The sequence below is a fragment of the Streptomyces sp. NPDC056161 genome, assembly GCF_042268025.1.
GTDB lineage: Bacteria > Actinomycetota > Actinomycetes > Streptomycetales > Streptomycetaceae > Streptomyces.
This window is the reverse complement of the sequence record NZ_JBHJUV010000024.1, coordinates 123947-147218: the sequence shown is the minus strand read 5'-3', so window position 1 is coordinate 147218 and position 23272 is coordinate 123947. Positions and strand designations below refer to the sequence as shown.

The window sequence follows — 23272 nt, the reverse complement described above, 5'->3', positions numbered from 1 at the left end:
GGGCGCCGACCGCAGGGAGGGTCCCCGTCCGCTGACGGGGACCCTCCCTGCGGTCGGCAGAACGGCTCAGCCCGCGGCGTAGTTGCCCAGGAACAGCGCCTCCGCCACCGCCAGCCGCTCCAGCTCCTCGGGCGAGACGCTCTCGTTCACGGCGTGGATCTGCGCCTCCGGCTCGCTCAGACCGATGAGCAGTATCTCCGCCTCCGGGTAGAGCTGCGCGAGGGTGTTGCACAGCGGGATGGAGCCGCCCTGACCGGCGGACTGCATCTCCTGGCCCGGGTAGGCCACCGCCATGGCGTCGGCCATCGCGCGGTACGCGGGGCTCGCGGTGTCGGCGCGGAACGGCTGGCCCTGTCCGATCCGCTCGGTCTGCACCCGGGCGCCCCACGGTGTGTGCGCCTCCAGGTGCGCCTGGAGCAGCTTGCCCGCCTCGACCGCGTCCACGCCCGGCGGCACCCGCAGACTGACCAGGGCCCGCGCGCTCGCCTGCACGGACGGGGTGGCTCCCACCACCGGCGGGCAGTCGATGCCGAGGACCGTGACGGCCGGGCGGGCCCACAGCCGGTCGGCGACGGTGCCCTCGCCGATCAGCCCGACGCCCTCCAGCACCTTGGCGTCCGCCCTGAACTGCTCGTCCGGGTAGGCGAGCCCGTCCCAGCGGCCCTCGGAGGCGAGTCCGTCGACCGTGGTGGAGCCGTCCGCCGCGCGCACCGAGTCCAGGACGCGGATCAGCGCGGCCAGGGCGTCCGGGGCCGCGCCGCCGAACTGGCCGGAGTGCAGATTGCCCGCCAGCGTGTCGACCTGCACCCGGACCAGGACCATGCCGCGCAGCGAGGCGGTGACGGTCGGCAGGCCGACGCGGAAGTTGCCGGTGTCGCCGATGACGACGGCGTCGGCCGCCAGCAGATCGGGGTGCTGCTCGGCGTACCGCTCCAGACCGCCGGTGCCCTGCTCCTCGGAGCCCTCGGCGATGACCTTGACGGTCACCGGGACGCCGCCGTTCGCCCGCAGCGCGCGCAGCGCCAGCAGGTGCATGATCACGCCGCCCTTGCAGTCGGCCGCGCCCCGCCCGTACCAGCGGCCGTCGCGCTCGGTCAGTTCGAACGGCGGAGTGGTCCAGGCACTCTCGTCGAGCGGCGGCTGGACGTCGTAGTGGGCATAGAGCAGAACCGTTTTCGCACCTTCCGGGCCGGGCAGGCAGCCGTACACCGACTGGGTGCCGTCCGGAGTGTCGAGCAGGGCCACGTCCTGGAAGCCCTCGGCGCGCAGTGCGCCGGCCACCCAGTTCGCCGCCTTCTCGCTCTCGCTCTTGGGGAACTGATCAAAATCGGCCACCGATTTGAACGCCACCAGTTCGGCGAGTTCCGCCTTGGCCCTGGGCAGCAGCGAGGCGACGGTCTCGGCGACCGGATTCGACGACATGGGCACGCTCCTCGTGGGTGCGACGTTGTAGCGGTGAGAACACCGATCCTCCCACAGTGGCCTGCGGCGACGTGCGCCGTAGGATGCGGGGGGACATGGGGTCCCCCCTGCTCGGGCGCGGTCGCGAGCCTGGGGAGCGGTAGCGGCAGCGGCTTGATCGGAGCAGTAGACCATCGTGAGCGGCGAGAACTCTTCGGCGGAGGACGTACAGCGGGTGTGGGACGTCGTCGTGGTGGGCGCGGGACCCGCGGGGTCCTCCGCCGCCTACGCGGCGGCGGTCGCGGGGCGGCGCGTGCTGCTGCTGGAGAAAGCCGAGCTGCCCCGCTACAAGACCTGCGGCGGCGGCATCATCGGACCCTCGCGCGACGCGCTCCCGCCCGGCTTCGAACTGCCCTTCAGGGACCGCGTGCACGCGGTCACCTTCTCGAACAACGGGCGCTTCACCCGTACCCGCCGCTCCAAGCAGATGATGTTCGGCCTGATCAACCGCCCGGAGTTCGACCTGCAACTGGTCGAGCACGCGCAGAAGGCGGGCGCCGAGCTGCGCACGGGTGTCACGGTGTCGCGGGTGGAGCAGCACGGCTCCGCGGTACCGGACCGGCGCACGGTCGCCGTCGTCCTGCAAGGCGGCGAGACCGTCCTGGCCCGCGCGGTGGTGGGCGCCGACGGCAGCGCCAGCCGCATAGGGGCGCACGTCGGCGTGAAGATGGACCAGGTCGACCTCGGTCTTGAGGCCGAGATCCCGGTGCCGGAACCGGTCGCCGAGGACTGGAAGGGCCGGGTCCTCATCGACTGGGGCCCGATGCCCGGCAGCTACGGCTGGGTGTTCCCCAAGGGCGACACCCTCACGGTCGGCGTGATCTCCGCGCGCGGCGAAGGCGCGGCCACCAAGCGGTACTTGGAGGACTTCATCGCCCGGCTCGGCCTGGCGGGCTTCGAACCGGCCGTCTCCTCGGGGCACTTGACCCGGTGCCGTGCCGAGGACTCCCCGCTGTCCCGCGGCCGGGTCCTGGTCTGCGGTGACGCTGCCGGGCTGCTGGAGCCGTGGACCCGCGAGGGCATCTCGTTCGCGCTGCGGTCGGGCCGGCTCGCGGGGGAGTGGGCGGTGCGCATCGCCGAGGCGCACGACGCGGTGGACACCCGCCGCCAGGCCCTGAACTACGCGTTCGCGATCAAGGCGGGGCTCGGTGTGGAGATGAGCGTCGGCCGCCGGATGCTCGCCGTGTACGAGCGTCGGCCCGGTCTGTTCCACGCGGCGCTCACCGGCTTCCGCCCTGCCTGGAACGCCTTCCGGGACATCACCCGGGGGTCCACGACCCTGGCCGGGCTGGTCCGCAACCACCCGATGGCCCAGCGCGCCCTGACCGTGCTGGACCGGCGGACCGACCCGGTCCCGGACGCCACTGCGGAGGACGCGGCGGACGACGACGCGGTCACTTCGTGACGGTGATCCGGAAGACCGGCTGATCGGGCGCGCCACGGCGCGGCTCGGCGGCGGCGGAGTCGGGGCCGACTCCGCCGAGGAGGACACCACCGACCTCGGACACGGCGGGCCGCCACCGAGGTGATCCTCCGCGGCTGGCCCGCACGGGCTTTCGGCTTCCGTACGCATGCGCCGCACGCCGCCGGGCGGCCCCGGCGGCGTACGGCGGCCCGGAGACCCGGCCGTACTTCCCCGGGAGTACACGTGATCACCACGCCGGGCGGACGCCGCCACGGCCGACGGCGTCTAGCGTGGCCGTCATGGAGGAGCAGCGCGTGCGTGGGCACGGCCCGGCGCGGTGGTGGCGGTACGGGCCGCCGTGGTGGGACCGGCCCGACGACGCCGAGCCGCGGGCCGCCCGGCTGCCGTGGCGCTCCACCGTGCTGTTCACCGGCGTGGTGCTGATCGGTTCGAACTTCGCCGCCCATGATCAGCCCCACCGGGTGCCGTTGGACGGCTACGCGCGCGTGCTGCTCCTGGCCGCCTCCGTACTGCTGCTGTGGCGGCACCGCCACCCCGTGTTCGTGGCGTTCGGCACCGCCGCGGTGACCCTGGTATACCTGGGCGCCGGCTACCCGTACGGCCCGGTCTTCCTGACCGTCGCCGTGAGCTGCTGCACCGCCGTGGCCGACGGGCACCGCAGGGCCGCCTGGACCGCCGTCGGACTGCTCTGGGCCGGGCACGTCCTGATCGCGCTCTGGCTCCACCGCCTGCTCCCGCCGCCGGGGGACGTCGGCGGGACCATCGGCCAGGAGATCGTGATCGCCACCTGGGTCCTGGCCATCGGAGCGCTGTCCGAGCTGGCGCGGGTACGGCGCGAGCAGTGGGCGCGGGAGAGAGCCGACCGTGCGCAGGCGGCCCGGCGGCGCGCGGACGAGGAACGGCTGCGGATCGCCCGTGAACTGCACGACGTCCTCGCCCACAGCATCTCCGTCATCAACGTCCAGGCGGGCATGGGCCTCGCGCTCCTGGACCGCGACCCCGAGCAGGCCCGTGCGGCGCTCACCACCATCAAGGCCGCCAGCAAGGAGGCGCTCGGCGAGGTGCGGCAGGTGCTGGACACGCTCCGTGCTCCGGGCGCCGCGCCGCGTGCGCCCGCGCCCGGCCTGGACCGGCTGCCCGAACTCGTCGAGCAGGCGGCGGGCGCGGGGCTCACCGTCGCGGTCGAGGGCACGGCGCCGAAGCTCGCACCGGGCGCCGACCTGGCTGCCTTCCGCATCGTCCAGGAGGCACTCACCAACGTCGTGCGGCACTCGGGTTCGCGGCACGCGCGGGTACGGCTCGACGGGGACGCGGTGACGCTGCGGCTGCGCGTCGACGACGACGGACCGGCGACCGGTGCCGACGCGGGCGGCAGCGGCAACGGGCTGGCCGGGATGCGCGAGCGGGCCGCCGCCCTCGGTGGCACGATCGAGGCGGGGCCGCGCCCCGACGGCGGCTTTCGGGTGCTCGCCGTACTGCCGCTGCGGACTGCGCCCGAGGAGGACGACCGGTGATCCGGGTACTGCTTGCCGACGACCAGTCGCTGGTGCGGGCCGGTTTCCGGGCGCTGCTCGGCGCACAGCCGGACATCGAGGTGGCCGGCGAGGCCGCCGACGGGGACGAGGCGCTGGCCAAGGTGCGCGAACTGCGCCCCGACGTCGTCCTGATGGACATCCGCATGCCGCTGCTCGACGGGCTGGCCGCCACCCGCCGGATCACCGGCGAGCCGGAGCTGCGGGACGTCAAGGTGGTCATGCTCACCACCTTCCAACTCGACGAGTACGTCTTCGAGGCGATCCGCTCGGGCGCCTCCGGCTTCCTGGTCAAGCACACCGAGCCGGAGGAACTGGTACGCGCCGTACGGGCGGTGGTCAAGGGCGACGCACTGCTGTCACCGAGCGTGACCCGCCGCCTCATCGCCGAGTTCGCGGCGCGGTCCAAGGAGCCGGCGGCGGCCGGCGAACTGGCCCGGCTCACCGACCGGGAGCGGGAGGTGATGGCCCTGGTCGGCATCGGCCTGTCGAACGAGGAGATCGCCCGTCGCCTGGTGGTCAGCCCGCTCACCGCGAAGACCCACGTCAGCCGCACGATGGTGAAACTGGGCGCTCGGGACCGTGCCCAACTGGTCGTACTGGCCTACGAGTCGGGCCTGGTGCGGCCGGGCTGGCTCGGCTGAGACGTCTGCCGGAAGCGGACCAGCACGCTGACGACCCGGACGGCGAAGAGCACAGCGGCGAGGACGAGGCCCGCGCGGAGCGAGACCTGCTCCATGGTGTCCGGCAGGGCGAAGATCAGCGCGGGCCCGGCGACGGCCCCGAAGAGGACCACCGCCGCGAACGCCGCACTGCAGAGCGCGTATCCGATCTCGACGGTGATCGCGTCCCGCTCGGCCTGACCGCGCCGCCCTCCGTAAGCCTCCACCGGAGGAGTCTCACAGGCGTGCGCCCGGCGGAGCAAGCGGACCCCACCGGGCGCACGCGGGCGAGGCGACCACCAGAAGGGCCCTAGTCGCGTACGGTGACGCGATCCGCCTCCCGGAGCGTGGACGTGGCGACGACGAGGGACTGCTGCGGACGGCGGGTGCGCAGGCCCGTCAGGCTGAGGAGCAGCCCGGCGGCGGCGATGCCCGTGATCACGATCAGTCCGGGCCGGTAGCTGTCGAGGACGGCCTGCGGGGTGGTGTGCTCGGGGGCGCCCGCGGTGACCACCGCGGTCACGACGGCCAGGAAGATCGCACCGCCGACCTGGACCGACGTGTTCAGCAGCCCGGAGACCATGCCCTGCTCATGGTCCTCGACCCCGTTGGTGGCCTGGATGTTCAGTGACGGGAAGACCAGTGCGCAGGCCGCGCCGATCAGCAGCATCGACGGCAGGATGACGGCGGCGTACACGGGGTCGAGGTTCACGCGCAGGAACAGCGCGTACCCGACGACCATGAACGTGAAGCCCGCCGCGATCAGCCGCTGGGTGCCGAACCGGTCGACGATCGCGCCGACCTTCGTCGAGGACACCGCCACCAGCGCGCCCGCGGGCAGGAAGGCCAGCGCGGTGTGCAGCGCCGACCAGCCCAGCAGGGACTGCATGTACAGCGTGGTGAGGAACTGGAACCCGACGTACGAGCCGAAGAAGGCCACCGCGCCGAGCTGGGCGCGGACCTGGCTGCCCGAGCGCAGCACACCGAGCCGGATCAGCGGTCCCGGGGAACGCCGCTCCACCAGGACGAACACGGTGAGCAGCACCGCGACCGCGAGGAAGGACAGCAGGGTGCGGGCGGAGGTCCAGCCGGTCTGCGGTGCCTGGACGACGGTGAAGACGAGCAGCAGCATCGACGCGGTGCCGAGGACGGCGCCGGGGACGTCGTAGCCGTTGTGGTCCCGTTCGCGGGCGCTGCGCGGCAGCAGCCTGAGACCGGCGAACAGCGCGATCAGGGCGATGGGCGCGGGCAGCAGCATCGTCAGCCGCCAGCTGGCCTCGGTGAGCAGCCCGGACAGCACCAGACCCATGGAGAAGCCGGTGGCCGCGCACGTGGTGTAGATGGACAGGGCGCGGTTGCGCAGCGGGCCCTCGGGGAACGTGGTGGTGATGATCGACAGGCCGGCGGGCGCCGTGAACGCCGCGCTGAGGCCCTTGACGAAACGGCTGGCGATCAGGAGCGGCCCCGAGTCGACCAGCCCGCCGAGCAGCGAGGCGAGCGCGAAGATCCCCAGGGCCACCAGGAACACCTGGCGCCGCCCGAGCAGATCGGCGGTGCGTCCGCCGAGGAGCAGCAGGCCGCCGTATCCCAGGATGTAGCCGCTGACGATCCATTGCAGCGTCGACGTGGACAGGTGGAGATCGGAGCCGATGGACGGCAGGGCGACGCCGACCATCGACACGTCGAGCGCGTCGAGGAACATGGCGGCGCAGAGCACGAGCAGCGTGCCCCACAGCCGGGGGGTCCAGCGTCCCTCGGACGCGACGGTGAGCGATGAGGTCATGGCGGGAGACTACATGCACATGCATTGGATGCAAGCGCATTTAATGTGGGCGAAAAGAAGTTGCCGCTCTGCTACCGTGCGTTCATGGCGGCGAAGAGGGCCGAGCAAGCGCTCGTGGACCAATGGCGGGACATCCTGGCACTGCACGCCCGCACCCAGTGCGAACTCGACCGGGCGCTGAACGGGCACGGCCTGTGCGCCAGTGACTTCGAGGTGCTGGACCTGCTGTCCCAGGACGCCGGAGCGGACAGCGAATGTTCCCTCCGGGTCCAGGAGATCTCCGACCGCATCCATCTCAGCCAGAGCGCGCTGTCCCGGCTGATCGCCCGCCTGGAGCGGGACGGACTCGTCGAGCGCGGCATGTGCGAGGAGGACCGGCGGGGCGTGCGCGTGGCGCTCACGGCGAAGGGCCGCGCACTGTACGGCCAGGTGCTGCCGGTGCAGCGCGCGGTGCTCACCCGGATGCTGACCGTCTGACGGCCGCCGTCAGACCGCGGACCTCTCCCGCCACAGCGCGGCCAGCGCCGCGTCCCCGGTGACGCTCGGCAGCGGAGTCCGGTTCCACAGCGCCAGGTACAACCGGTCGGCCGGACCGGCCAGTTCGGCGTCCGGACAGCCCGCCTCGTCCCGCGACGTCACCGGCGGCAGGTCCGACAGCCGTACCGTCCACACCGCGCTCCGGGCCGGGTCCGGGTCCACCGCCCGCACCCGCAGCACTCGCGGCTCGTCGCTACGGACCCGGCTGCCGGCGCGGGCGTGGAGACCGCGCAGCAACTCGTCGATGCCGTCGACCGCGAACTCCGGGGCGATCGGGGACGTCTGACCGCCGCGCGCCGACTCGGCGTCGTACCGGTGCACGGTCGTCTCATGGGCCTGCCGGCGCGCCCAGAAGGCCAGCGGGGACGGGCCCGGCGCGGGCAGGAAGGTCCAGCACACGACGTCGGCCGGTGCCGCGGCCAGCGTGTCGACGAGCCGGCGGTGACTGTCCCGGTACCAGTCCACCAGCGCGTCGCCGTCGAGGTCGGGCAGATCCCCGAAGCGGCGCGGACCGGTGTGTGCGTCCGCGACGAACCCGGCCGCCCACCGGTGCACGGCGCCGGTGTGCCGCAGCAGATCCCGCACCCGCCACTTCGGGCAGGCCGGCACCTCGGCGTCGGTGCCCGCCGCCGCGGCGGCCGCGGCCAGCAGCCGGCCCTCGCGGTCCAGGATCCGGACGAACTCCGCAGTCTCCATGTGGCGAGTGTGCCGTACCGGACCGACACCGGCCCCCGGGCACCGCCACCCGGGGGTGACAGTGAGCGGTCCGTGCCCGGTACCTGGGGTGACGCCGAGCGACCCGGGCCCGGTGTCGGGGAGTGACAGCAGCCGCTCCGCGGGAAAGTGTTCACCCGCTGGACCCATTTTCGGGTGGCCGTCGCCGTCAGGCCGTTCGGTGCGGGGCCCGTGAACGACCGCCGGAGAGTGCTCACGCTGCGCTGCGGTCCGGATACCTTGTGGCGGGCGGCCCGGCGGGCGGGTGGCCCGGAACAGCGCCGCAGGGGACCGGATGGGCTTCGGCTTCGGGAAGCAACGGGGCGGGCAACTGCCCGCCGAGCAGAGCAGTTTCGTCGGGCGTGCCGAGGAGGTCGCCCAGGTGCGGCGCGCACTCGACCAAGGGCGTCTGGTGACGCTCGTGGGGCCGGGCGGCGTCGGCAAGAGCCGGACGGCGCAACGTGCCGCGCGTACGGTCGCCGACCGGTTCCCGGACGGGGTGTGGTGGGCCGAACTGTCCGGGCTGTCCGACCCGGAACTGCTGCCGGGACTGCTGGCGGCGGTCCTGGAGGTGCCCGAACAGGCGTGCATGGAAGTACTGGACGCGCTCGTGGCGCAGGTCCGCGGACGGCGGCTGCTGATCGTGCTGGACACCTGCGAACACCTCTTGGAGGCGTGCGCCGGGCTCTGCGACGTACTGCTGCGCGGCGCGGCGGGGGTGAGCCTGCTGGCCACCAGTCGGCAGCCGCTGGACGTGGCCGGCGAGTTCGTCGTCCCCCTCGCGCCCCTCGGCCGTGACGACGCCATCGAACTGTTCGCGCAGCGCGCCGCCCTGGCGGCACCGGGCTGGCAGGTGACCGAGTCCGGCCGCCCCCGCGTACGGGAACTCGTGCAGCGGCTCGACGGCATTCCGCTCGCCCTCGAACTGGCCGCGGTACGGCTGCGGGTGGCGCCGCTCGAAGAACTCGTCGCCCGGCTCGACGACCGCTTCGACGTCCTCACCGGCAACCGGCGCGGCGCACTGGACCGGCACCAGACCCTGCGCACGGCGATCGGCTGGTCGTACGAACTGTGCACCGCCGACGAACGGCTGCTGTGGCGGCGGCTGTCGGTGTTCGCCGGCCCCTTCGACCTGGCCGCCGCGGAACGGATCTGCGCCGCCGACACGCTCCCCCGCGAGCGGTCGTGGCGACACTCTTCTCCCTCGTCGACAAGTCCGTGGTGCAGCGCTCCTACGAGGACGGCACCAGATACGGGCTGCTCGACACCCTGCGTGCCTACGGGGCCGAGCAACTGGACGCCGCGGGCGACGCCCTCGCGGTCCGTGAACGGCACTTCACGTACTACGAGGACCTCGCCGGGCGGTTCTGGGACGAGCTGATCTCCGGCGCCCAGGTGGGCCTGTACCGGGAGGTCCGCTCCGGGATCGCGGACGTGCGCGAGGCGCTGCGCTTCTCCTGCGCCACCGAGGGCCGGGCGGCGCGCGGCCTGTGGCTGGCGGCACGGCTGGCACCGTTCTGGCGGGCGGCCGGGACGCTCTCGGAGGGCCGGTACTGGCTCGACAAGGGGCTGGCCCTGGTGCGCGAGGACTGCCCGGAGCGGGCCTGGGGCCTGCTGATCACGGGCGTGTTCGCGGTGTGGACCGGTGACCTGGCCCGGGGACCGCAGCAGTTCGCGCAGGCGCGCGAGGTGGCACTGCGCTGCGGCGAGGAGCGGGTGGTGCGGTTCGCCAACCCCTACCTGGGGGCGTTCCGGGCGCTGCTCGGCGAGGTCGAGCAGGGCCTGGCGGAAGTGGAGGAGGGCTGCCGGCGGATCGTCGAGGCCCAGGACGCGCTGGGCATGGGCATCGTCCACTACGAATCCGCGCTGCTGCTGGCCATCTTCGGCAGGACCGACCGGGCGCTGGAGCTGTGCGAGGCCGGCCTCGCCCATCTGCGGGACACGGGAGAGCGCCAGATCTACGCGTCCACGCTGACGGTGCAGGGCCTGATCCTGTGGCTGGCCGGGCGCCGCGAGGAGAGCACGGCACCGCTGCACCAGGCGCTGGAGGCGGTCGCCGAGATCGGCGAGGTACTGGTCGCGGCCCTGTGCTGTCTGGGTCTGGCCTGGCACGCCGCCCACAGCGGACGCCATGTGCGCGCCGCCTGGCTGCTGGGCTACGCCGACGGCGCGCGCCGGCTGGCCGGGGACCCGGTGGCCATGCTGCCGAGACTGCTTCAGGAACGGGACAGGGTGCGGCAGGCGTTACAGGACGCCCTGGGCGACGAGGAGTTCGACCACCGCCGTGCCCTGGGCGCCCGGATGTCGGGGACCGAGATCCTCCAGGCGGTCCGCACCGACGCGGACGTACCGGTGCCGCACCAGCGGACCGCTTCCGGGCAGGCGCCGCGGACCGCCACCGGCGAGCTGACGGCACGCGAGCGGGAGGTCGCCCGACTGGTGGCACAGGGGCTGTCCAACCGTGAGGTCGCCGAACGGCTGGTGATCTCCAAACGCACCGCGGACACCCACGTCGAACGCATCCTCGCCAAGCTCGGCGTCACCTCACGCACCCAGATCGCCGAAGCCCTGCGACCCTAGGGCGTGTTTCGGAGGTCCCGCCGGGGCCGCGACGCCTACGTATGCGGAAAAACCCAGCTCGGCATACAGACCTTCGGCCAAGTCCGCCGCACCGGCCGGGCCCGGCCAGCAGGCTGGTGACCGCCGCCCGGTCAGCCGGACCGGGCGGACGTTCCGCCGACCCCCGCACGGCGCGCCGCGGACGTGCCGCGGGGCCGGTGCCCAGCCGCCGCCCCACACCGCGGCCCAGCCGAACGTTTCACGGGGAGACAGCACATGCCGGAGATGCCGGAATCCGCTTCGGCCACCACCCGGAGCACCTATCAGGCATACGTGGAGCACGTACGCGACTGCCTCCGCTGTCTGCCCCGGAGGTGCGGGGCCGGCGCCGCGCTGTGCCGTGCGTACCTGGCCGCCGTCCGTCGCACCTGACCGGCGGCGGCTAATGTCCACGGCACCGCACCGCCGAGGACCGGAGGTGCGCCGTCCGCGCATCCGCGGTGCCACGGCACGGGCGGGTCCGGGAGAGCGTCGGTGGGCGTCGGGAGAACGCCGGCGGCCGTTGTCAGGGCGGGTGCGGGTGCGGGTGCGGGTGCCTTGCGGTGGCGGGTGGTCGCTGTCTTCGGTCGGGGTGGTGCGGGTGGTACGGGCGGTCCGTGGTGGTGGGCGCTGGTGGTCGTCGGTACGCCGCGGGACGGCGTCGGCGGTCGACGCCGGCGTCCGGCGCCGCACCAGTAGGAAGTTCCGGCCGTCACCGTCGGGACGGACTCGCGGCGGGATCCGGCAGGCGTACCTCCGTGCGGGGACTCGGCGGTGCCGGGCGGCGCGACCCGGCGGGGAGACCGGCCTCGACGTCGGCGACGAGCCGGGCCAGCGCGGCGCGACCGAGCGGTGCGGGCAGACGTGCCTCCACCGTCGCCAGCGCCCGCCGGGCGCGCTGCCAGGCCCGGCCGGGCCGCCCGCACCGGTGATCGACGGTGGCACGGGCGTAGCGCGCGAGCAGGGTCGCCCAGGCGTCGTCACGGATGCCGGGGTGGGCCAGCGCGCGGCGCGCGCTGCGCCGGGCCGCGCCCGGGGCGAACCCGGCCTGCACCATCGCGAGCACCGCACGGCTCACGGCCGGGGACGGACCCGCCGAAGCGTGGTCCGGGATCGTGTCCGCGGCGAACCGGAAGTGCTCGGCCGCCCCGCGGGCATCGCCCTGTCCCAGCGCCAGCATGCCCTGGACGTGCGCGATGCGACCGATGAGGGCGTCGTCCCCGGCCAGCACCGCGGCGGGCCACGCCCGGCCCAGCAGGACGCGGGCGGTGCGCGGATCGTGGGGCGCGGCCAGCCACGCGGCCAGCCACTGCGCGCGTGCCACCGCCGGGCCGTCGGGCTCGCAGTGCGGCAGCAGACGCAGCAGATAACCCAGGCCCTCCTCGGCCCGGTCGTACACCGCCCACCAGAACCACAGGCCGGTCACCATCTCCAGGGCGGCCTCGGCGTGTTCGGGGCGGGCGAGGGCGCAGCGCACCGTGTCCGTCAGCTCCTCGTACTCGTCGAGCACCAGGCGCACGGCCTGCCGCTGGCCGCCCGCGCCCCACAGGTGCGCCGCGACCGCGGCCACCCGGCGGCCGTGGGCCACCCGCCGCTCGGCGGTCACCGCGAACTCGCCCATCTCGCGCAGCCGTTCGGCACCGAACTCCCGGGCGGAACGCGCCATCCGGTAGCGCGGCCGACCCCGCCCGCCCGGATCGCCCACCCGCTCCAGGATCCCCAGCGCCGCCAGCCGGGCGAGCGCCCCCGGCACCCGGTGTTCCGCCACGCCGCCGCCGGTGCACAGGAACACCGCGGTCGACTCGGTGAAGGAACCGGCGAAGACCCCGGCCCGCGCCCACACCGTGCGCAGTTCGGGCGTGCACAGCAGGTAGTGGGCGCGGGCCAGCCGGTCCTGCTGGTGGGCGAGCAGCGACGGGAGACGGGTCACCGGGCGGTCGGCGAGCTGTCCCGCGGCCAGTTCGATGGCGAGGGGATTGCCCTCCAGCAGCCGGCACACCTCCCGCACGGCCCACAGCTCGGTGCCGCGCGGGGCGAACCCCGGAACCCTGGCGCGGGCCCGTGCCAGGAACAGCTCCACCGCAGGCGCCGAGCGGTCACCGCCCGTGTCCCCGAGCCGCAACCCGCCGAGCCGCAGCACCCGTTCGTGTCCGAGGCCCAGCGGGCGGCGCGAGGTCACCAGGATCCGTACGTCCGGTACGGCCATCAGCAGCCGCTGCGCCAGGCCCGTGCACTCGGTGCGGACGGGGTCGACATCGTCGAGGAACAGCAGGATCCGCGCGTCCCGCAGCGCGCGTACCGCCCGGACCGCATCCGCCTCGGCCGCATCCGCCTCGGCCGCATCCGGGCCGGCCGCATCCGGGCCGGCCGGCCCGGAGACGGCGCCCGGACCGCCGAGCGCCCGTACCACCGCGGCGGCCAGTGCCCCCGGCGAGAGCGGGCCGGTGCGGGTGCAGCGCACGTGGACGATCCTCCGCCATGGCCCGTCGGCCGTCACCACCGCGGCGGCGTGGGCCAGACGGCTCTTGCCCACCCCCGCGTGACCGGTCACGCACACCATCCGGTGCGCGGTGAGCAACTGCCGCAGCTTCTTGGTCTCCCGTGCCCTGCCGACCAGGTCGTGATCCGCCCCCGCACGGGACACAGGCGGTACACAGGAGTCGCCGATACATGTCCACACGTTCGAAACACCCCATGCCGTAGTTCACGCAAACCGACGGACCAAAGCGGCGGTCACGGCCAGAGAATCGTCTCTGCTGTGCTGCCACGGCACGCCCAACGCGTCACCCGTACGCGGGGTGGCGCCGCTGCGGGCCGAATCACACCCGCCAACGATCGGTCGAACGCATGTCTGCCCCGTCCCTCCCGGGTATGGCGGGTGCCCCTACGTATGCCCAGGACCGGTGCTCGTCCTCGGTCCCCATGCGTACGTATGACGTCACGGGGGCGCTGGGGGCGGGCGGTCAGCCCGCTGCGGCGCGCCGCGTCGTCACACCGATCAGCACCGCCACGGCCGCCAGTACCGCGACGCTGGTGAGCGCGGTGGGCAGGGAGAACCAGTCGGCCATGAAGCCGATCGCGGGCGGCCCGAGGAGCATGCCGCCGTAGCCCAGCGTGGAAGCGGTCGCGACACCGCTCGGACCGGCGAGCATCCCGGCCCGTTCCACGGCGACCGGGAAGAGGTTGGCGAGGCCGAGCCCGGTGACGGCGAAGCCGAGCAGGGCCGCCCAGACGGAAGGGGCGAGCGAGCCGAGCAGCATGCCGGCCGTCGCGACGGTGCCGCCCGCGACCACCGTACGGGTGTGGCCGAGGCGTTCGAGCAGGGTCGTACCCGTCAGCCGTCCGACGGTCATGGCGAGCGCGAAGCACGAGTAACCCGCAGCCGCGAGCCCCGGCGCGGTGTCCAGGTCCTGTTCGAGGTGGAGGGCGCCCCAGTCGGCCATGGCGCCCTCGCCGTACGCCGTGCACAGCGCGATCAGGCCGAAGACCACCACCAGCCCGCGGGTCCGGCCGGCACGGCGCCGCGGAGTGCCATCGGGGGTGCCGTGTGCGTGCTCGGCCGGTCGCGGTGGTTCGTGCCGCAGCAGCGTGGGTCCGGCGACGGCGGTGACCAGCAGTCCCACGACGGTCAGTCCGAGCAGGTGCTCGGTGGGGGAGAGGGCACCGGCGACCAGTCCGCCGAGCCCGGCGCCGATCATGCCGCCCATGCTGAAGGCCGCGTGGAAACTCGGCATGATGGGCCGCCGCAGCGCGCTGACCAGGTCGACGGCCGCGCTGTTGAAGGCGACGTTGATCCCGCCGTAGGCCGCCCCGAACACCAGGAGGACGGCACCCAGCGCGAGCACCGAGTGGGTGAGCGGGGGCAGCGCGACGCTCAGGGAGAGCAGGACGGCACAGACGACGGTCACCGGATGGGCGCCGAAGCGGCGGCACAGACGTCCGGTGAGGGTCATGGTGACCACGGCGCCCACCGAGACGCCGAGCAGGGCGAGCCCCAGCGAGCTGGCGGAGGCGTTGGTCTGGTGCTTGATGGCGGGGATACGGACGACCCAGCCCGCGAAGACGAAGCCGTCGAGCGCGAAGAACGTGGTGATAGCGACGCGCAGACGGGTCAGCGTGTCGCCCTGGGCGGCACTGCGGGCGAGGGTTTTGTTTATTGGCGGCACAAAGTCAGGCTAGGGGCGCGGAGAAGGCGGGGCAAGGGACCGTCGGAGTCTTGAGTTTCCGTGTTCGCACCGGTCGGCGGGGTTTTGAGTTTCCGTGTTCGGACGGCCGTCGGGGTCTTGAGTTTCCGTTTCCGGACCGCCCCGCAGCCGTGGCCCGCTGCGGCCGCCGTCGCATCCCGTGCCGGTCGTCAGACCGTCGCCACCAGGAGTTCCTCCCCACTGGACGGCCGCAGGCCGTCGGTCCGGCCGGCGAAGTAGCGTGCGGCCAGCTCCGCCGCCGGAACGTGCCGGGCCTGGCTGAAGCCCGCCTCGCGGGCCAGGGCGACGAGGTCCTCCGGAGTGAAGAAGGTGATGAAGGGCGTCCCGGAGGAGGCGGCCCGGCGTTCCATCTCGCGGCGCAGGGCGCGGTCCGCCGAGTCGACCCGTTCCAGCGTCGGCATGAACGTGGTGACCAGCGTGGAGCCGGGCGCCAGCGCGGCGGCCTGCCACAGCATCGCGACGACGGCGTCCCGGGTGAGGTACATGGTGACGCCGGTGGACGCCACCACGGCCGGCCGGTCGGCCGCGAATCCCGCCGCGGCCAGCCGCTCCCACCACGACTGCGTCTCGAAGTCGACCGGCACGAGCCGCAGCCACTCGGGGATGCCGTACCCCAGCTCGACCAGCCGCCGCCGCTTCCAGTCCTGCGGGCCGGGCTGGTCGACCTCGAAGACCTTCAGGCCCGCGGCGACATCCGGTCTGCGCTGTGCGAACGAGTCGAGCCCGGCGCCGAGGAGTACGAACTGCCCGACTCGGGCGGCGCGTTCGGCCACCAGATCCTCGACGAAGCGGGCCCGTGCCACGATCGACGCGCGCATGACCAGGGTCTCCTGCGGGTCCATGTCCGGGCGTGCGCGCCAGTTCTCGACCGGGTCCGCCAGCCGCAGGCCGATCTCGTCGTCCAGCACGTGCGGCGGCGGATCGGCCAGGACGTGCAGGGCTCGCCACAGGGCGACCCGGACCGCCGTCGGATCCGCGGTCGCCCCCGTCTCCTCTGCCACGGTGCCTCTCCTTCCGATCGGGATCCGGCCCACCCGGTTCAGGGCGCTCTCCGGGATTCGGCCCGCGCCAAGGCGGGCCCGTACGTACCGTAGACATGATCGCTGATCGGGCGGGTGTTCGCCGTCTTGGCTACAGGATGGTTAATGCTTACGCACGTGGTGGTTGCGCGGCGGTGAGCGGTCCATGATGTCCCCATGACGTTGGCCTCGCGTGCACTCGCGCAACTGGCGATCTGGCCAGATCTGAAAAGGTCCGTGCCAAGCTGCGGCCAGGGACAGGCACTCCGTTCGGCGCAGGGTGAGATCGTCCACTTCCACTCGGACCGGGATGTCGACCTGCTGCTGACGGATCGTGCGATCCGGCGGTTCGCCGGCGACCTCAGGAGCACCGGGGCGATCCGCATCGTGCCCGGCTCGAAGTGGGTGACGATCCATCTCGACGCCGCGAGCGACGTCGATCTGTTGTTGACACTGGTGAGCGTCGCGCTCCAGGCGCAGTCGGCATGGCCGGACCCCGTCGGCCGGCCTTCGCTCGGCTGCAACGACCAGCGGAGCGTGGGGTTCTTACGGGCCGATCCCGGCGGTATCTGACGCCGCGGACGCTCCCCGCGATCTGACACGGCGGACACTCCCCGCGCCTCGTCCCGCCGCCCACCGGGCGGGGCGTCCCGCGGCTCGCCGTATCGCACCCGGACCGCCCACTCGCGCCGGGCCCGTGCCACGCACGCGGCTCTGTGTCGCGCCCGGTCCACCCTGCGTCGCGCCCCGACCGCTCGCCCGCGCCGGTCCTTTGCCGCTCGCTCTGCCCTGTGCCGTGCCCCGCTCGTCGGGCTCCGTGCTGCTGCGCCCCGTTCACCGGGCGCCGGGCCCCGCACCGCCCAACTGCGTTTCCGTACCGGTCAACCGCGTTCCCGTACCGCCCAACTACGCCCCCGTTCCGCTGAACCGCGCTGCGCGCGGCGGCCCGCGCCTGCCCCCCACGCCGCTCGTCCGCCCGCTGCGGTCGACCAGCTGCCGTCGACCCGGTACCGCCCGCCCGGCACAGCCGGCCCGAACCCGGTGGCCGCGCACCGCACTTCACACCGCCAGGACCCGGATTCCCGCTTCCTCGAACCGGAGTGCCGTCTGCGGTGCCACTGACGCGTCCGTGACCAGCGTGTCCACGTCCTCGGCCGCGCAGATCCGGGCGAACGCCCGCTGCCCCAGTTTGCTGGAGTCGGCGGCGACGACCACCCGTTCGGCTCGTTCGCACAACAGCCGGTTGACGGCCGCCTCCGCCTCGTCGTGCGCCGCGGCGCCGTACTCGACGTCGAAGCCGACCACCCCGAGCACCGCCACGTCCATGGTGATCTGACCGAGCACCCCGTCCGCGAGTGGTCCGATCAGCTCGTACGACTGCGGGCGCGCAACCCCACCGGTCACCACGATCTTGAACTGGGGCCGCACGGCCAGCTCGTTGGCGATGTTGAGCGCGTTGGTGACCACGGTCAGCGCAGGTGAGCCCGCGGCGAGGTCGGCCCGCTCGGCCAGGGCGCGGGCCACCTCCGTCGTGGTCGTGCCGCCGGTCAGGCCCACCGCCTCGCCCGGCGCCACGAGCCTGGCCACCGCCTTGGCGATGCGCTGCTTCTCGGACGCGCGGCGGGCGGTCTTGTAGCGCAGCGGCAGTTCGTACGAGACGCCGTGCACGACCGCCCCGCCCCGGGTGCGCACCAGCATCTGCTGCTCGGCGAGCTGGTCGAAGTCACGCCGGATGGTGGCGGCCGAGACCTCCAGTTCGGACGCCGCCTCCTCCACGTCCAGCCGGCCGCGCTCGACGAGCAGTTCCAGCAGCGACTTCCAGCGGGCATCGCGCGACATCCGCAGCCTCCGTTCCGCCGTCCTGTCCTCCGTACTCACGCGACCCTAGCGCACATTTCACTCGGTCGAATGATTGATTGTGCTTGAAAGCCCGGGATATCTTGCAGGAACAAGCAAAGCGGGCCGACGAGAGGGGTGCGGCATGACTCATGTCGAGGACGAGGTGAACAGCCAGCCCGAGTGCTGGTCCCGGGCGGCGGAGGAGGCACCGCGGCACGGCGGGGCGCTGCCGGGTGCGGGGGAGCGCGTCGCGTTCGTCGGCTGCGGCACCTCGTACTTCGTGGCGCAGGCAGCCGCCGCCCTGCGCGAGGACGCGGGCCAGGGCGAGACGGATGCCTTCCCCGCGTCGGAGTTCCCCTACGGGCGCGGGTACGACAGGATCGTCGCGCTCACCCGCTCCGGTACCACCACCGAAGTGCTGGAACTGCTTCGCCGGTTGCGCGGGCGCACCCGCACCACCGCCGTCACGGCGGACCCGGACACACCGGTGCGCACGGCCGCCGACGACGTCGTGGTGCTGGACTTCGCGGACGAGCGCTCCGTCGTGCAGACCCGGTTCGCCACCACCGCGCTCACCCTGCTCCGCGCTCACCTGGGCCTGCACACCGACACCGTGGTCGCCGACGCTCGTACGGCCGTGTCCGCCCCGCTGCCCGACGGGCTCGTCGACTGCACGCAGTACACCTTCCTCGGCCGGGGCTGGACCGTCGGCCTCGCGAGCGAGGCCGGGCTGAAGATGCGCGAGGCCGCACTGTCCTGGACCGAGGCATACCCGGCGATGGAGTACCGGCACGGCCCCATCAGCATCACCACCGCCACCACGGCGACCTGGATGTTCGGCGAGGCACCCGAAGGACTCGCCGAACAGGTGCGAGGGACGGGCGGCCGGTGGATCGAAGGCACGCTCGACCCGCTGGCCGAACTCGTCCGCGCCCAGCGGCTCGCGGTGGCCGTCGCCGCCCGCAAGGGCCTCGATCCCGACCGGCCCCGTCACCTCACCCGCTCAGTGATCCTCGCCCCCTGACCCACGCGCCGGAAGGAGCAGTCGTGCCGCTCGCAGCCACCGGCGACCTGGTCGCCCGCGCCGTCGGAACAGCCTCAGCCGTCGTCGCGTTCAACGTCATCACCCTGGAGCACGTGGAGGCAGTCGTCGCCGGCGCCGAGGCCGCCGGCGTGCCGGTGATCCTCCAAGTCAGCGAGAACGCGGTCAAGTTCCGCCACGGACGGCTGCTCCCGCTGGCCGGCGCGACGGTCGCCGCCGCCGAACGGGCCGCCGTGCCCGTCGCTCTGCACCTCGACCATGTGCAGAGCGACGACCTGCTGCGTCAGACGTCCGACGCCGGGTTCGGCTCCGTGATGTACGACGCGGCACGCCTGCCGTACGCCGAGAACGTCGCCGCGACCAGGGCCGCCGTCGACTGGGCACACGCCCGGGGGCTCTGGATCGAGGCCGAACTGGGCGAGGTCGGCGGCAAGGCGGTGCCGGGCCGCCGGGCACCGCTGGACGCCCACGCGCCCGGCGTCCGTACCGATCCCGACGAGGCGCGTGCCTTTGTCGCCGAGACCGGGGTCGACGCCCTGGCCGTCGCGATAGGCAGCGTCCACGCCATGACCACCCGTACCGCCACCCTCGACCACGGCCTGCTGGGGCGGCTCGCCGTCGCCGTGCCCGTCCCCCTCGTGCTGCACGGCTCCTCCGGGCTGCCGGACGACGAACTGCGCGCGGCCGTCGCCGGGGGCATCGCGAAGGTCAACGTCGGCACCGCCCTCAACGTGGCGATGACCGGCGCGATACGTGACTTCCTCCGCGCCCACCCCGCAGCCGTCGACTCCCGCACGTACCTCGGCGTCGGCCGGGAGGCCATGGCCCGCGAGGTGACGCGGACCGTCCGCGCCCTCGGCCGACCGGGGCCCCGATGACTTGCCGCCGTGCACCCCCACCCCACACCGGGCCCCTCGGCGAGTGGGCCGTGCCGCGCCTACTTCTTGACGGCCTTGAGCACCACGAACTTCGGATCACCAGCGATCAGTCGACTGTTGCCGAACAGGCGGCGCAGCTTCACGTGGTAGCCCAGGTGCCGGTTGCCGATCACCCACAGCTCGCCACCCGGCCGCAGCGTGCGCCTCGCTCCGGTGAACATCCGCCACGCGGTCGCGTCCGTGAGCGCCTGATGGGAGTGGAACGGCGGATTGGTGAGGACGACGTCCACACTGCCCGCCGCCACCCCGGCCAGCCCGTCGCCGACCCGGAATTCGGCGTGCCCCGGTACCCCGTTGGCCTTGTAGGTCGCCTCCGCCGAGGCGACCGCCTGGAACGACTCGTCCATGAACAGCACCTCGGTCTCCGGGTTGGCCAGTGCCACCGCCGTCCCGACAACGCCGTTGCCGCAGCCCAGGTCCACGATCCGGCGACTGCCCAGGCCGTCGGGCAGGTGCCGCAGGAAGAACCTGGTGCCGATGTCCAGCCGATCAGCGCAGAACACCCCCGCGTGGTTGACGACGGTGTGCCCGGAGACCGGACCGATGCCGTCGGGGAGCGCATAGCTGTACGGCCACGGGCTCGCCGGGCGGATCAGGGACGGGTCCGGCGTGCACAGGATCAGCCGTGCCTTCTGCTCAGCTTGCGAGGTCCGCGTCGGGCCGAGGATCCGCTCGAAGAGCCGAAGCGTCGAGGTGTGGATCTCCTTCACCATGCCGGTGCCGACGACGACCGTGCCGGAGTGCACGGCGGGCGCCAGCCGGAGCAACTGGTCCTCCAGCAGAGCGAGACTTTTCGGCACGCGGACGAGCAGCACGTCGACCCGCTCGGGCGGCGGATCCTGCGTGGTGAGCAGGCGTACGGCACCGGGCTGCACACCGGCCCGCGCGAGATTCGCCCGGGACCCCTCCTGACTGAGGAACGAGTCGGTGATCTGCACCGGCCGGTGCTCGGCCAGCGCCGTGGCCAGCGCGCCCCACCGGTCCCCGACGACCACGACCTGGCCGGACAGCGGGACCTCCCGCTCGGCCAGATGCCGCAGCAGATAGGTGTCGGAGGCGTCCCAGGCACGCAGCCGGTCACGCGGATCATCGGGGAACCGGGACAGCTCGAACGTGCCCCACGGGGTGGTCATACGGTCGTCCATCGTGCGTCCAGGCTAGCGGAACCGCAGTTCAGGGCCGGTCGGGCAGGATGGGGTCCATGACGGCGGAGCTGTTTCCCAGAGCACGGGCCGAGATCGCGCCGGGAGCCGTGCAGGTGCCGGACTGGCTGGACCCCGGTATCCAGCGCGAACTGCTGGCGGCCTGCCGCGAGTGGGCGCGCCCGCCCGCCGGACTGCGTACCGTCCGCACACCCGGTGGCGGCACCATGAGCGCGCGCCAGGTGTGCCTCGGCTGGCACTGGTACCCGTACGCCTACGCGCGCACCGTCGTCGACGGCGACGGCGCGCCGGTGAAGCCCTTTCCCGACCGGCTGCGCGAGCTGGGCCGCCGGGCAGTGGCCGACGCACTCGGCCCGGCGGCGGTCGCACCGGAGCCGTACGACATCGCACTGATCAACTTCTACGACGGCGACGCCCACATGGGCATGCACCGCGACGCGGACGAGCGGTCCGACGCACCGGTGGTGTCGCTGAGCCTCGGTGACACGTGCGTCTTCCGCTTCGGCAACACCGAGACCCGGGGTAGGCCGTACACGGACGTCGAACTGCGCAGTGGGGACCTGTTCGTCTTCGGCGGCGCCTCCCGGCTCGCCCACCACGGGGTGCCGCGAATACACCCGGGTACGGCACCACCCGGGCTGGGGCTCACCGGGCGGTTGAACATCACGCTGCGGGTGAGCGGCTGCTAGGGGTACCCCCACAGGGGTACCCCCCACGCCCGTCCAGGGCAGTGGAGGCCACACCCAGAACGCCGCTCCTTCACGGGCAGTCGCTGCCTGCTGGGGCACTGGTCGGCCCGAGCCGACAACCCGGGGACGACCGGGCTACGGTGCCGCGGCGGACGGCCGACGCAGCGGCACCGCCCTCCCGGCGGACCGCCCGATCGCAGTGCCGGTCGCACCGGGTGGGGATCATGGGAGACTCGGCCCCATGAGCGGCAAGGCGGACCCCCGGGCGGCGGGGGATGGGACCACCTCAAGGACGCGGCTGGACCGGGGGCGCGGGGCGCTCGGGCCCGCGTTGGAGCTCGTGCACACGGGACGGGCCCCGACCCGGGCCGTACTCACCACCGAACTGGGCGTGACCCGGGCGACCGCCGGCGCGGTGGCCGCCGAACTGGAGGCGCTGGGCCTGATCCGGGTCGACGCCCGCCCGGCCGCGGCGGCCGGTTCGCAGGGCCGCCCCTCGCACCGGCTCGCGGTCGCCGAGGACGGACCCGTGGCGCTCGCCGCGCAGGTGCACGCCGACGGCTTCCGGGCGGCCCTGGTCGGTCTCGGCGGCCGTATCGTCGCCACCGCGCCCGGCTGCGAGACCATCGACGCCGACCCGGCGAAGGTGCTCGGCTCGGTGGTCGAGGCCGGCGCCGAACTGCTCCGTGCGACGGGCCGCCGCTGTGTCGGCGCCGGGCTGGCCGTGCCGTCGGCGGTGGCCGAACCCGACGGCCTCGCTCTCAACCCCCTCCACCTCGCCTGGCCGGTGGGCGCGCCGGTCCGGCGCATCTTCGCGGAGTGCGTGCGCGCCGCGGGGATCACCGGCCCGGCGTTCGCGGGCAACGACGTCAACCTCGCCGCACTCGCCGAGCACCGGCACGGCGCCGGCCGCGGCGCCCGTGACCTGCTGTGCGTGGCCACCGGCCACCGGGGGGTGGGCGGTGCGCTGGTCCTCGACGGACGCCTGCACACGGGCAGTTCGGGTCTGGCACTGGAGGTCGGTCACCTCACGGTGAATCCGGAGGGCCGCCCCTGCCACTGCGGCAGCCGCGGCTGCCTCGACGTCGAGGCGGATCCGCTGGCCCTGCTCGTAGAGGCGGGTCGTACCCCCGGTCCCGAGGTGTCCCTGCTCCAGCAGGCCGACGACCTCGTCCGCAACGACTACGCCGACCCGACGGTCCGCAGGGCGGCCGAAGCCCTGATCGACCGTCTGGGGCTGGGCCTCGCGGGCCTGGTCAACATCCTCAATCCCGACCGGATCATCCTCGGCGGCCTCCACCGCACCCTGCTGGACGCCGATCCCGACCGGTTGCACGCGGTGGTCGCCGACCGGAGCCTGTGGGGCCAGAGCGGAGGCGTCCCGATCCTCCCCTGCACCCTCGACCACAACAGCCTCGTCGGCGCGGCGGAACTGGCCTGGCAACCGGTCCTCGACGATCCGCTCACGGCGCTCCCCTTGACGGCCTGACGGCCTGACGGCCTGACGGCCATGGACTGATGGCCACGGGTCAATGGCCTGACGGGCACGTCCCTGAAGCTGCGCGGCGATGCCACCGCCGACGCCCGGCCGGGATCCTTACCTCCCATCTCGTCCCGATCCGGGAACCGCCGTGCCGAACTCCGGCGCTGAACGCCACGCCGAT

The 23272-nt window shown here is 73.5% G+C and carries 20 protein-coding genes; 11 read left to right on the top strand and 9 right to left on the bottom strand.

What is annotated here, in order from left to right:
• Window positions 1-66: 66 nt before the first annotated feature.
• Window positions 67-1422, bottom strand: a complete 1356-nt coding sequence (locus tag ACFC09_RS23290) for a dipeptidase (protein WP_376531453.1) — start codon at window positions 1420-1422, stop codon at window positions 67-69.
• Window positions 1423-1597: 175 nt separating this feature from the next.
• Here ACFC09_RS23290 and ACFC09_RS23285 point away from each other — a divergent pair, with 175 nt between their 5' ends.
• The 3 genes from ACFC09_RS23285 (at window position 1598) to ACFC09_RS23275 (ending at window position 5063) form a co-directional block, all read left to right on the top strand.
• A complete protein-coding gene (locus tag ACFC09_RS23285) occupies window positions 1598-2866 on the top strand; it encodes a geranylgeranyl reductase family protein (RefSeq protein WP_376531451.1) in 1269 nt (422 codons plus the stop codon).
• 299 nt (window positions 2867-3165) lie between these two features.
• Window positions 3166-4401, top strand: coding sequence for a sensor histidine kinase (locus tag ACFC09_RS23280; protein WP_376531449.1), 1236 nt, complete (start codon window positions 3166-3168; stop codon window positions 4399-4401).
• Window positions 4398-5063 (top strand): response regulator, encoded by a 666-nt coding sequence (locus ACFC09_RS23275; protein ID WP_376531447.1) that lies wholly within the window; start codon window positions 4398-4400, stop codon window positions 5061-5063. Before ACFC09_RS23280 ends, ACFC09_RS23275 begins: the two co-directional genes overlap by 4 nt.
• Here ACFC09_RS23275 and ACFC09_RS23270 read toward each other — a convergent pair.
• Both ACFC09_RS23270 and ACFC09_RS23265 read right to left on the bottom strand, forming a co-directional pair.
• Window positions 5024-5308 carry a DUF6332 family protein gene (locus tag ACFC09_RS23270; protein WP_376531445.1) on the bottom strand — a complete coding sequence of 95 codons (285 nt, stop codon included), beginning with the start codon at window positions 5306-5308 and terminating at the stop codon, window positions 5024-5026. The two genes, ACFC09_RS23275 and ACFC09_RS23270, sit on opposite strands and share 40 nt — an antisense overlap.
• 83 nt (window positions 5309-5391) lie before the next feature.
• On the bottom strand, window positions 5392-6864 hold the full coding sequence (locus ACFC09_RS23265; protein ID WP_376531443.1) for an MFS transporter: 1473 nt from the start codon (window positions 6862-6864) through the stop codon (window positions 5392-5394).
• Between the two features lie 84 nt (window positions 6865-6948).
• On the opposite strand from ACFC09_RS23265, the gene ACFC09_RS23260 reads away from it, so the two are divergent.
• Window positions 6949-7341 carry a MarR family winged helix-turn-helix transcriptional regulator gene (locus tag ACFC09_RS23260; protein ID WP_376531441.1) on the top strand — a complete coding sequence of 131 codons (393 nt, stop codon included), beginning with the start codon at window positions 6949-6951 and terminating at the stop codon, window positions 7339-7341.
• A 9-nt stretch (window positions 7342-7350) separates the two neighbouring features.
• Here the strand turns inward: ACFC09_RS23260 and ACFC09_RS23255 are convergent, their stop codons facing one another.
• Entirely contained in the window at window positions 7351-8097 is a 747-nt protein-coding gene (locus ACFC09_RS23255) for a maleylpyruvate isomerase family mycothiol-dependent enzyme (RefSeq protein WP_376531439.1), read from the bottom strand.
• Window positions 8098-8410: 313 nt separating this feature from the next.
• Here ACFC09_RS23255 and ACFC09_RS23250 point away from each other — a divergent pair, with 313 nt between their 5' ends.
• Both ACFC09_RS23250 and ACFC09_RS23245 read left to right on the top strand, forming a co-directional pair.
• Window positions 8411-9496, top strand: coding sequence for an NB-ARC domain-containing protein (locus tag ACFC09_RS23250; RefSeq protein WP_376531437.1), 1086 nt, complete (start codon window positions 8411-8413; stop codon window positions 9494-9496).
• Window positions 9497-9954: 458 nt separating this feature from the next.
• Window positions 9955-10695, top strand: coding sequence for a LuxR C-terminal-related transcriptional regulator (locus ACFC09_RS23245; RefSeq protein ID WP_376531467.1), 741 nt, complete (start codon window positions 9955-9957; stop codon window positions 10693-10695).
• 730 nt (window positions 10696-11425) lie between these two features.
• Here the strand turns inward: ACFC09_RS23245 and ACFC09_RS23240 are convergent.
• The 3 genes from ACFC09_RS23240 to ACFC09_RS23230 all read right to left on the bottom strand — a co-directional run bounded on the left by ACFC09_RS23240 (window position 11426) and on the right by ACFC09_RS23230 (window position 15919).
• A complete protein-coding gene (locus ACFC09_RS23240; RefSeq protein WP_376531435.1) occupies window positions 11426-13357 on the bottom strand; it encodes an AAA family ATPase in 1932 nt (643 codons plus the stop codon).
• A 319-nt stretch (window positions 13358-13676) separates the two neighbouring features.
• On the bottom strand, window positions 13677-14879 hold the full coding sequence (locus ACFC09_RS23235; RefSeq protein WP_376531433.1) for an MFS transporter: 1203 nt from the start codon (window positions 14877-14879) through the stop codon (window positions 13677-13679).
• A 188-nt stretch (window positions 14880-15067) separates the two neighbouring features.
• Window positions 15068-15919 (bottom strand): class I SAM-dependent methyltransferase, encoded by an 852-nt coding sequence (locus tag ACFC09_RS23230; protein WP_376531431.1) that lies wholly within the window; start codon window positions 15917-15919, stop codon window positions 15068-15070.
• A 195-nt stretch (window positions 15920-16114) separates the two neighbouring features.
• Here ACFC09_RS23230 and ACFC09_RS23225 point away from each other — a divergent pair, with 195 nt between their 5' ends.
• Entirely contained in the window at window positions 16115-16510 is a 396-nt protein-coding gene (locus ACFC09_RS23225) for a luciferase family protein (protein ID WP_376531429.1), read from the top strand.
• Between the two features lie 486 nt (window positions 16511-16996).
• On the opposite strand, the gene ACFC09_RS23220 is transcribed toward ACFC09_RS23225, so the two are convergent.
• Entirely contained in the window at window positions 16997-17776 is a 780-nt protein-coding gene (locus ACFC09_RS23220; protein ID WP_376531427.1) for a DeoR/GlpR family DNA-binding transcription regulator, read from the bottom strand.
• 142 nt (window positions 17777-17918) lie between these two features.
• On the opposite strand from ACFC09_RS23220, the gene ACFC09_RS23215 reads away from it, so the two are divergent.
• Entirely contained in the window at window positions 17919-18800 is an 882-nt protein-coding gene (locus ACFC09_RS23215) for an SIS domain-containing protein (protein ID WP_376531425.1), read from the top strand.
• A gap of 23 nt (window positions 18801-18823) precedes the next feature.
• The gene (locus ACFC09_RS23210) at window positions 18824-19696 is read left to right on the top strand and encodes a ketose-bisphosphate aldolase (protein WP_376531422.1); all 873 of its coding nucleotides are present in this window, start codon (window positions 18824-18826) and stop codon (window positions 19694-19696) included.
• A 59-nt stretch (window positions 19697-19755) separates the two neighbouring features.
• On the opposite strand, the gene ACFC09_RS23205 is transcribed toward ACFC09_RS23210, so the two are convergent.
• Window positions 19756-20889 (bottom strand): methyltransferase, encoded by a 1134-nt coding sequence (locus ACFC09_RS23205; protein ID WP_376531420.1) that lies wholly within the window; start codon window positions 20887-20889, stop codon window positions 19756-19758.
• A 68-nt stretch (window positions 20890-20957) separates the two neighbouring features.
• On the opposite strand from ACFC09_RS23205, the gene ACFC09_RS23200 reads away from it, so the two are divergent.
• Both ACFC09_RS23200 and ACFC09_RS23195 read left to right on the top strand, forming a co-directional pair.
• Window positions 20958-21608, top strand: a complete 651-nt coding sequence (locus tag ACFC09_RS23200; protein ID WP_376531418.1) for an alpha-ketoglutarate-dependent dioxygenase AlkB — start codon at window positions 20958-20960, stop codon at window positions 21606-21608.
• A gap of 241 nt (window positions 21609-21849) precedes the next feature.
• Complete coding sequence (locus ACFC09_RS23195) at window positions 21850-23097, top strand: ROK family protein (RefSeq protein WP_376531416.1); 1248 nt, start codon at window positions 21850-21852, stop codon at window positions 23095-23097.
• The last annotated feature ends 175 nt before the right edge of the window (window positions 23098-23272 follow it).

Bases quoted from the DNA above. Each gene is read 5' to 3' on its own strand.
- ACFC09_RS23290 (WP_376531453.1), bottom strand. From the start codon at position 1,422: ATGTCGTCGAATCCGGTCGCCGAGACCGTCGCCTCGCTGCTGCCCAGG.
- ACFC09_RS23280 (WP_376531449.1), top strand. From the start codon at position 3,166: ATGGAGGAGCAGCGCGTGCGTGGGCACGGCCCGGCGCGGTGGTGGCGG.
- ACFC09_RS23265 (WP_376531443.1), bottom strand. From the start codon at position 6,864: ATGACCTCATCGCTCACCGTCGCGTCCGAGGGACGCTGGACCCCCCGG.
- ACFC09_RS23260 (WP_376531441.1), top strand. From the start codon at position 6,949: ATGGCGGCGAAGAGGGCCGAGCAAGCGCTCGTGGACCAATGGCGGGAC.
- ACFC09_RS23255 (WP_376531439.1), bottom strand. From the start codon at position 8,097: ATGGAGACTGCGGAGTTCGTCCGGATCCTGGACCGCGAGGGCCGGCTG.
- ACFC09_RS23250 (WP_376531437.1), top strand. From the start codon at position 8,411: ATGGGCTTCGGCTTCGGGAAGCAACGGGGCGGGCAACTGCCCGCCGAG.
- ACFC09_RS23245 (WP_376531467.1), top strand. From the start codon at position 9,955: ATGGGCATCGTCCACTACGAATCCGCGCTGCTGCTGGCCATCTTCGGC.
- ACFC09_RS23225 (WP_376531429.1), top strand. From the start codon at position 16,115: ATGACGTTGGCCTCGCGTGCACTCGCGCAACTGGCGATCTGGCCAGAT.
- ACFC09_RS23220 (WP_376531427.1), bottom strand. From the start codon at position 17,776: ATGTCGCGCGATGCCCGCTGGAAGTCGCTGCTGGAACTGCTCGTCGAG.
- ACFC09_RS23215 (WP_376531425.1), top strand. From the start codon at position 17,919: ATGACTCATGTCGAGGACGAGGTGAACAGCCAGCCCGAGTGCTGGTCC.
- ACFC09_RS23205 (WP_376531420.1), bottom strand. From the start codon at position 20,889: ATGACCACCCCGTGGGGCACGTTCGAGCTGTCCCGGTTCCCCGATGAT.
- ACFC09_RS23200 (WP_376531418.1), top strand. From the start codon at position 20,958: ATGACGGCGGAGCTGTTTCCCAGAGCACGGGCCGAGATCGCGCCGGGA.
- ACFC09_RS23195 (WP_376531416.1), top strand. From the start codon at position 21,850: ATGAGCGGCAAGGCGGACCCCCGGGCGGCGGGGGATGGGACCACCTCA.